This is a genomic window from Treponema sp. R6D11 (assembly GCF_054786075.1).
This window is the reverse complement of the sequence record NZ_BDHD01001369.1, coordinates 1-319: the sequence shown is the minus strand read 5'-3', so window position 1 is coordinate 319 and position 319 is coordinate 1. Positions and strand designations below refer to the sequence as shown.

Annotated in this window: 1 protein-coding gene; it reads right to left on the bottom strand. The window is 40.8% G+C overall.

Annotated features, from left to right (window positions below; all coding sequences use genetic code 11):
• Positions 1-127 precede the first annotated feature (127 nt).
• On the bottom strand, positions 128-319 hold a 192-nt coding region (locus ACYVTD_RS18785), incomplete at its 5' end, for a hypothetical protein (protein WP_461249097.1).

Sequence of the window (319 nt, the reverse complement as noted above, 5' to 3'; positions counted from 1 at the left end):
TGTTGCAGGTCTTCCATTTGATTGTGTAATCGTTATCAGCTGTTTGGCTTTTGTACTCTGTGGTGTCGTTGCAGACCGCCCAATTTTTCGAGTAAACTGTATCTCGTTATCAGTGGTATTATTATGGCTACTGTTGCAGACCCACCAATTTTTCGATTAAACTATATTTTCCGCGCTCCCATTCCAGGCGAGCAGTTGGTTGCAGACCGACCAATTTTTCGAGTAAACTATATTCTAGACAGCCTTGTAATAGGATTAAAACTTGTTGCAGACCGACCAATTTTTCGAGTAAACTATATTGTCTTATTGGGGTGAAGAC